The following is an 8,026-nucleotide window of genomic DNA, read 5'->3' on the forward strand; positions in this document are numbered from 1 at the left end:
TCCGGCCACGGCACTAGGCGGACAGGTGGGTCCGGACCTCCGAGGCCGCCTCCTCGCCGTACGCCTTCGTGAAGCGCTCCATGAAGTGCGCCCGCGCCAGGGTGTACTCCTGGGTGCCCAGCGTCTCGATGACCAGCGTCGCCAGCATGCAGCCCGCCTGCGCCGCCCGCTCCAGGCCGACCCCCCAGCCCAGCCCGGTCAGGAACCCGGCGCGGAACGCGTCGCCGACACCCGTCGGGTCGACCTTCGCGGTCTCCTCCGGGCAGCCGACCACGATCGGCTCCTCGCCGGCCCGCTCGATCCGGACACCGTTCGACCCCAGCGTCGTCACCCGCGTGCCGACCTTGGCGAGGATCTCCTCGTCCGTCCAGCCGGACTTCGACTCGATGAGGCCCTTCTCGTACTCGTTCGAGAAGAGGTACGTCGCACCCTCCATCAGGGTGCGGATGTTCTCGCCGTCCATCCGGGCGATCTGCTGCGAGAAGTCCGCCGCGAAGGGGATCCCCCGGGCCCGGCACTCCTCCGTGTGGCGCAGCATCGCCTCGGGGTCGTCGGCGCCGATGAGGACGAGGTCCAGGCCGCCCACCCGGTCGGCGACGGCCTTCAGCTCGATCAGCCGGGCCTCGCTCATCGCGCCCGTGTAGAAGGAGCCGATCTGGTTGTGGTCGGCGTCCGTGGTGCACACGAAGCGCGCGGTGTGCAGCACCTCGGAGATCCGGACGGACTCGGTGTCGACGCCGTGCCGGTCCAGCCAGGCGCGGTATTCGTCGAAGTCGTAGCCGGCCGCGCCGACCAGGATCGGGTGGGTGCCGAGCTGCCCCATACCGAAGCAGATGTTCGGGCCGACCCCGCCACGCCGGACGTCGAGGTTGTCGACGAGGAAGGAGAGGGAGACCGTGTGCAGCTGGTCCGCGACCAGCTGGTCGGCGAAACGGCCGGGGAAGGTCATGAGGTGGTCGGTGGCGATGGAGCCGGTGACTGCGATGCGCACGGCGTGGATGCTCCTGCGGAGGACGGCAAGGGGACAGTCAAAACTACCCGGTCACAGCCGGGTGGCCGACCGTATGAAACTACCCCGTAGTAGCTCTTTCTTCGTCCGCCAACCGGTGCCTACGGTGCCTCCATGACCTACACCGATGGCTTCGGGTACGCCGAGTACGCCGCCGAGACGCGGCCCGGCTTGTCACGACTGCTGGGCGACTGCGCCCGGATGGCCCCGCACTGGGCGGTCCCGGCGGGGCCCCGGCCGGACCGGGTGGCGCCTTCGCAGATCCACGGGATCAGCGTCCCGCCGGCCTCGGCGCGGCTGATCGCCTCCACCGCCGAGTACGGCGACTAGCGCAATCGGGGAACCGGTTCACCGTCTGTTCCGTCACACCCGCATCACGCACGAAACAACCAGCGGGACAGGCGAAGGAGCGATGCGGTGACCAGCGAACAGCCCGAACAGTCCGAACAGCCCGACACATCACGCGGACCACGACGGCGGCCGGCCTGGGCCATCGGCTCGATCGCCGCTGCCGTCCTGCTCGCGGGCGGCGGTACGGCGTACTGGGCGTCGACGGCCTACGGCGACGGCTCGGGCGGCAGCCGTACGGGTGACAGCGCGGCCTCCGCACCGCGCGACGCGGGGAGTCCCTCCGGGCCCGGCATCGCCCCGGGAGAGCCGGACCCGTCCGGCGACGGGGTGGTCTACAAGGCCGAGGTGAAGCTCCCGGAGGGCCCGGGAACCGCGCCCGCCTTCACCGCGTCCGGCGAGGTGACCTCGGACGAGGTGGCCCGGCTCGCGGCGGCCCTCGGCATCAAGGGCGAGCCGCGGCTGTCCGGGGACATGTGGCAGGCCGGGGAGTCCTCCGACGGCTCGGGGCCGCGGCTGACAGTGAACCGCCAGGCCCCCGGCACCTGGAACTTCACCCGCTACCAGGCGGGCGGCCAGGCCGGGGACGACTGCGTGCGCGGCAAGGACACCTGCGGCCCGGCGACACTCCCGCAGGACGTGACCGGCAAGGGCAAGCCGGTGTCCGAGGAAGCCGCGAAGACGGCGGCGGCCCCCGTGCTCGCCGCCGCCGGCCAGAGCGGGGCCGGGCTGGACGCCCGGCTCGTCCAGGGCTCGGTCCGGGTCGTGACCGCGGATCCGGTGGTCGGCGGGCTGCCGACCCAGGGCTGGTCCACCAGGATCAGCGTGGGCGCGGGCTCCGAGGTGGTGGCGGGCAGCGGCGAGCTGGCGGCTCCCGTGCGCGCCGCCGAGCAGCCGGTGGTCGGTGCCGTGGAGGCGCTGGCCCGGCTGAACGCGGCGTCGTCCGGCTCGGACGGCACCGGCCCCGGTCCCAGCGGCTGCGCCACCTCGGTCCCGCTGGAGCCGGACACCCCGGTGGGGGCCACGGACACGGTGCCGTGCAACCCGGAGCCGCGTCCGATGAAACCCCCGCGGACGGAGACCGTGAAGGGAGCCGCGCTCGGGCTGGTCCCGGGGACGGTGAACGGTTCGCGGGGTCTGGTCCCGGCCTGGCTGTTCGAGGTGGCCGGCAAGGACGGCGGGGCCGGCCGCACCGTGGTCCAGCCGGCGGCGGCCGAGCAGAGCACCCCGGCGCCCGGGAAGGGACGTACCGTGCCCGGATTCTCGTACAAGGAGGCCGACCGGAAGCTGACCGTGAACTTCTGGGGCGGGGTGTGCAGCACCTACGCCCTTGAGGCGCGGGAGGAGGCCGGGTCGGTCACGGTGAGGATCACCGACACCCCGAACGAGCCGGGCCGGGCCTGCATCATGATCGCGCAGGAGATGTCGCTCACGGTGACGCTCCAGCAGCCGCTCGGCGACCGGAAGGTCATCGACGCGACCTCGGGCAAGCCGCTCCCCCGGCAGTAACCGGCGGTCGACGCGAGAGGGCCCGGCCACCAGACGGTGGCCGGGCCCTCTCGTACTGTCCGTCGGACAGGTTTAGCTGAACGAGTCGCCGCAGGCGCAGGAGCCGGTGGCGTTCGGGTTGTCGATCGTGAAGCCCTGCTTCTCGATGGTGTCGACGAAGTCGATCGAGGCACCGTGCAGGTACGGGGAGCTCATGCGGTCCGTGACGACCTTGACGCCGTCGAAGTCCTTGACGACATCGCCGTCGAGGGAGCGCTCGTCGAAGAAGAGCTGGTATCGCAGGCCGGAGCAGCCACCGGGCTGGACGGCGACGCGGAGCGCCAGGTCATCGCGGCCTTCCTGCTCCAGCAGGGTCCTGACCTTGTCGGCGGCGGCGTCGGACAGGAGGATGCCGTCGCTCACAGTGGTCTTGTCGTCCTGTACGGACATCTGCATTCACTCCCGAAGTGGGCGGCTCCCCGCCTGAGGCAGGGAAACGTCGGACTCTTGCCGTCGGTGGCAACCAGCGCGACCGCGGATTCATTCCCCGGGTCCCGCGCCTTGTTTCAGACATTCATGCTCGCACACCGACGCAAAGGGGTGTGCCCGATGGACGGTCGGCTTCCGGAACGCCCGAATTCGTCACATCGACACTATGGCCATCGTCAAAGTGACGTGAAGCGGTTATGATAGATAGTGTCAAATAGACGAGAAGTCGAAGTTCCGGCTTGAGAAGTCCTAGAAGTCTTAGAAGTCCCAGAAGTCCCTAGTCGCAGAACAGAAAGGGTGCGTGTCGTGACCACCGCCCAGCCCTTGGACGTCCAGCCGACGCCCCTTGCCCTGCTGCTGCTCGGCCGCGAAGCCGACCCCAAGAGCGAGCGCGGGGTGGAATGCCCCGGCGACCTGCCCTCGCCGTCGGACCCGAACCTGGTGGCGCGCGCCCGGGCGGCCAAGGAGAAGCTCGGGGACAAGGTCTTCATCCTCGGGCACCACTACCAGCGTGACGAGGTCATCGAGTTCGCGGATGTGACCGGCGACTCCTTCAAGCTCGCCAAGGACGCGGCCGCCAAGCCGGAGGCCGAGTACATCGTCTTCTGCGGCGTTCACTTCATGGCCGAGTCCGCGGACATCCTGACCTCGGACGACCAGAAGGTGGTCCTTCCCGACCTGGCCGCCGGCTGCTCGATGGCCGACATGGCCACCGCCGAGCAGGTCGCCGAGTGCTGGGATGTACTGACCGAGGCCGGGATCGCGGGCAGCACCGTGCCCGTCTCGTACATGAACTCCTCGGCCGACATCAAGGCCTTCACCGGCAAGCACGGCGGCACGATCTGTACGTCGTCCAACGCGAAGAAGGCGCTGGAGTGGGCGTTCGAGCAGGGCGAGAAGGTGCTCTTCCTCCCGGACCAGCACCTGGGCCGCAACACCGCGGTGCGCGACATGGGCATGTCCCTGGACGACTGCGTGCTCTACAACCCGCACAAGCCGAACGGCGGCCTGACCGTCGAGCAGCTGCGTGACGCCAAGATGATCCTGTGGCGCGGGCACTGCTCCGTACACGGCCGGTTCTCGGTCGACTCGGTCAACGACGTGCGCGCCCGCATCCCCGGCGTGAACGTCCTGGTCCACCCCGAGTGCAAGCACGAGGTCGTGGCGGCCGCGGACCACGTCGGCTCGACGGAGTACATCATCAAGGCGCTGGAGGCGGCCCCGGCCGGCTCCAAGTGGGCCATCGGCACCGAGCTGAACCTGGTCCGCCGCCTGGCGAATCGATTCGCCGCGGAGGACAAGGAGGTCGTCTTCCTCGACAAGACGGTCTGCTTCTGCTCGACGATGAACCGCATCGACCTGCCGCACCTGGTGTGGACCCTGGAGTCCCTGGCCGAGGGCAACCTCGTCAACCAGATCCAGGTCGACAAGGAGACGGAGAGCTTCGCGAAGCTCGCGCTGGAGCGGATGCTCGCGCTCCGGTAACACCGGTCGCTTGTACGAACGTGCCGAAGGGCCGCCCCTCGTGTCGAGGGGCGGCCCTTCGGGCTTGTACGGAGTGCGGATCAGGCGTTCGCAGGAGCCTCGTCCTGCGAGGAGGCCGGGGCCGGGACCACCGCGAGGCGGGTCCGCTTCTTCGCCTGGCGGCGCTCCTTGCGGAGCTCGACCATCGTGTAGAGGGTCGGCACCAGGAGCAGCGTCAGCAGTGTCGAGCTGACCAGGCCGCCGATCACCACCACCGCGAGCGGCTGCGAGATGAAGCCGCCCTCGCCGGTGACGCCCAGCGCCATCGGGAGCAGCGCGAAGATCGTCGCCAGGGCCGTCATCAGGATCGGGCGGAGCCGGTGCCGGCCGCCCTCGATGACCGCTTCGACGACGCCCAGGCCCTGGGCGCGGTACTGGTTGACCAGGTCGATCAGGACGATCGCGTTGGTCACCACGATGCCGATGAGCATCAGCATGCCGATCATCGCGGGAACGCCCATCGGGGTGCCGGTGACGATGAGCAGGCCGAGCGCTCCGGTGGCCGCGAAGGGGATCGAGATCAGCAGGATCAGCGGCTGGACCAGCGACCGGAAGGTCGCGACCAGCAGCATGAACACGATAGCGATGGCCGCGAACATGGCCAGGAACAGCGACGCGAAGGCCTCGTCCTGGTCCTCGGAGACACCGCCGATGGAGGCCGTGGCCCCTTCGGGCAGGTCCAGCGCCTTGATCTTCGCCTGGAGCGTGGCGCTGACCGCGCCCGTGTTCTCGCCGAGCGGCTTCGCGGTGATCGTGGCGGCGCGGGCGCCGTCGATCCGGGTCATCGCGACAGGGCCGGGGACCACCTTCACCTCGGCGATGTCACCGAGCTTGACCGGGCCGACCGGGAGCGCCTGGAGCTGGGCCAGGGTGGTGGCCGGCTGGGCGGACTTGATGACGATGTCCCGCTCGGTGTCGTCCAGTACGGCCTTGCCCGCCGGGTTGCCCCGTACGGCCTGGGCGACGATCGCGCCGATCGCGGCCTGGTTCAGGCCCGCCTCGGCGGCCTTGGGGGTGGCGGTCACCGAGATCCGGGGCACGGACTGGGACAGGTCGCTCTGCACGTCGGTGACGTCCTTGAGCTTCGCCACCTCCGCGCGGACCTGCTCGGCGGCCTTGGCGAGGATCTCGCCGTCACCGGCCTTGACGACCACGCTGAGGTTCTGGCTGCCGAAGCCGCCGCCCGCCATGATCTTGGTGTCACCGATGCCGTCGAGCGCGGCGAGCTTGTCCTGGATCTGCTTCTTGACGCTCTCCGTCTCGCCCGAGTCGACGAGGGTCACCTGGTACGAGGCCTGGTTGGACCCCGTACCGCCGCCGAAGGCCGCCAGGAAGCCGGAGGAGCCGACCGTGACCTGGTAGTCCTTGACGCCGCGGACCGAGGCCAGCGCCTTCTCGACCTTGTGGCTCGCCTCGTCCGCGGCGGCCAGCGAGGTGCCGGGGGCCAGCTCCTGCTTGACCGTCAGGACATCCTGCTCGCCCTGGTCGAAGAAGTTGGTCTTCAGCAGCGGGGTCATCCCGAAGGTGCCGAAGAGCACGACGACGGCGATGACCACACTGGTCAGGCGGCGCCGGGTGGCGAAGCCCAGGACCCGTACGTAGAACCGCTGGAGCCGGCTGCGCGCCTCCTTCTCCTCGGCGTCGCGCCTGACCTTCGCCGCGCTCTCGGCGTCCCCGGCCGCCACGCCCTTGGGCGCGCGCAGGAACCAGTAGGACAGCACCGGAACGACCGTCAGCGAGACGAGCAGCGAGGCCAGCAGGGCCGCGGTCACGGTGAGCGAGAAGGAACCGAAGAGCTCGCCGATCATGCCGCCGGTGAGGCCGATCGGCAGGAAGACGGCGACGGTGGTGAGCGTGGAGGAGGTGACCGCGCCGGCGACCTCCTTGACCGCGGCGATGATCGCGGCCTCGCGCTCCTCGCCGTAGCCGAGGTGGCGCTTGATGTTCTCCAGAACCACGATCGAGTCGTCGACGACACGGCCGATGGCGATGGTGAGCGCGCCCAGGGTCAGCATGTTGAGCGACAGGTCGCGGGTCCACAGCACGATCAGCGCGAGGACGATGGACAGCGGAATGGACACCGCGGTGACCAGCGTCGAGCGCAGCGAGGCCAGGAAGACCAGGATCACGATCACCGCGAAGAGCAGGCCGAGCAGGCCCTCGGTGGTGAGGCTGGAGATGGACTTGGCGACGGCCGGGCCCTGGTCGCTGACCACGGCCAGCTCGGCGCCCGCGCCGAGGGTGGAGCGCAGCTCGGGGAGCTTGTCCCGGACGGCGTCGGAGATGGCGACGGCGCTGCCGTCCTTGTCCATGGTGAGGACGAGGGCGAGGCTGGGCTTGCCGTTGGTACGGGTGATGGAGACGGCCTTGGCGGCCTCCTGCTTCACGGTGGCCACATCGCCGAGGCGGACGGCCGGCTTTCCGGGGCCGGGGCTCAGGCGGAGGTCCTCCAGCTGGGCCAGGGAGGTGTAGCCGCCGCCGACGCGGACTGTCCGGTTCTTGCCGTCCTCGTCGAAGGAGCCGGCGGGTACGGTCGCGCCGCCCGCCTGGAGGCCCTGGGCGAGGGAGGCGCCGTCGAGGCCGGCCGCCGCGAGCTTGGCGTTGTCGGGGGTGACGGTGACCTGGAGGTCCTGGACGCCGTCGACACTGACCTGGCCGACGCCGTCGATGTCCTGGAGGACGGGGACGACGGAGCTCTCCAGCTGGTCGGCGAGCGCCTGCTGGTCCTTGTCGGAGGTGACCGCGAGGATCACGGTCGGCATGTCGTCGGTGGAACCGGCCACCACCTGCGGGTCCACGTCGGCGGGCAGCCGGACACGGGACCGGTTGACGGCCTGCTGGACGTCGGCGACGAGCTGCTTGGTGCCGCTGTCGCCGTAGTCGAAGGTGGCCATGATGAGGGCGTTGCCCTCACTGGCGGTGGAGGTGATGCCGGTGATGCCGTCGACGCCCTTGAGGGTGGCCTCGATCGGCTCGATGACCTGCTTCTCCACCACGTCGGGCGAGGCGCCCTGGTACGGCGCGAGCACGGACACCATCGGCAGTTCGATGGTAGGCAGCAGCTGCTGCTTGAGCTGGGGGATGGCTATGGCGCCGAAGAGGAGCGCGACGATCGACACGAGGCCGATCAGCGCCCGTTGGGCAAGGGTCAAACTTGACCCGGCCCTA

At 70.0% G+C, this 8,026-nt stretch carries 6 protein-coding genes; 3 read left to right on the forward strand and 3 right to left on the reverse strand.

Annotation, left to right across the window (positions count from 1 at the left end):
- Nucleotides 1-13: 13 nt before the first annotated feature.
- On the reverse strand, nt 14-991 hold the full coding sequence (locus J7I97_RS29725) for a carbohydrate kinase family protein (protein ID WP_214940907.1): 978 nt from the start codon (nt 989-991) through the stop codon (nt 14-16).
- A gap of 132 nt (nt 992-1,123) precedes the next feature.
- Between J7I97_RS29725 and J7I97_RS29730 the strand changes: the two genes are divergently transcribed.
- Both J7I97_RS29730 and J7I97_RS29735 read left to right on the forward strand, forming a co-directional pair.
- The gene (locus J7I97_RS29730; RefSeq protein WP_214940910.1) at nt 1,124-1,339 is read left to right on the forward strand and encodes a hypothetical protein; all 216 of its coding nucleotides are present in this window, start codon (nt 1,124-1,126) and stop codon (nt 1,337-1,339) included.
- An 87-nt stretch (nt 1,340-1,426) separates the two neighbouring features.
- Nucleotides 1,427-2,866 (forward strand): hypothetical protein, encoded by a 1,440-nt coding sequence (locus J7I97_RS29735; protein WP_214940911.1) that lies wholly within the window; start codon nt 1,427-1,429, stop codon nt 2,864-2,866.
- Between the two features lie 72 nt (nt 2,867-2,938).
- Here J7I97_RS29735 and erpA read toward each other — a convergent pair whose 3' ends face one another.
- Complete coding sequence (erpA, locus tag J7I97_RS29740; protein ID WP_214940913.1) at nt 2,939-3,295, reverse strand: iron-sulfur cluster insertion protein ErpA; 357 nt, start codon at nt 3,293-3,295, stop codon at nt 2,939-2,941.
- Between the two features lie 336 nt (nt 3,296-3,631).
- Here erpA and nadA point away from each other — a divergent pair, with 336 nt between their 5' ends.
- Nucleotides 3,632-4,819: a quinolinate synthase NadA gene (gene nadA / locus J7I97_RS29745; RefSeq protein WP_214940915.1), complete on the forward strand. Its 1,188-nt coding sequence runs from the start codon at nt 3,632-3,634 to the stop codon at nt 4,817-4,819.
- Between the two features lie 80 nt (nt 4,820-4,899).
- Here nadA and J7I97_RS29750 read toward each other — a convergent pair whose 3' ends face one another.
- Nucleotides 4,900-8,010 (reverse strand): efflux RND transporter permease subunit, encoded by a 3,111-nt coding sequence (locus J7I97_RS29750; protein WP_214940931.1) that lies wholly within the window; start codon nt 8,008-8,010, stop codon nt 4,900-4,902.
- Nucleotides 8,011-8,026: the final 16 nt, after the last annotated feature.

This window comes from Streptomyces sp. ISL-87, from assembly GCF_018614095.1.
In the GTDB taxonomy this organism is placed as follows: Bacteria; Actinomycetota; Actinomycetes; order Streptomycetales; family Streptomycetaceae; genus Streptomyces.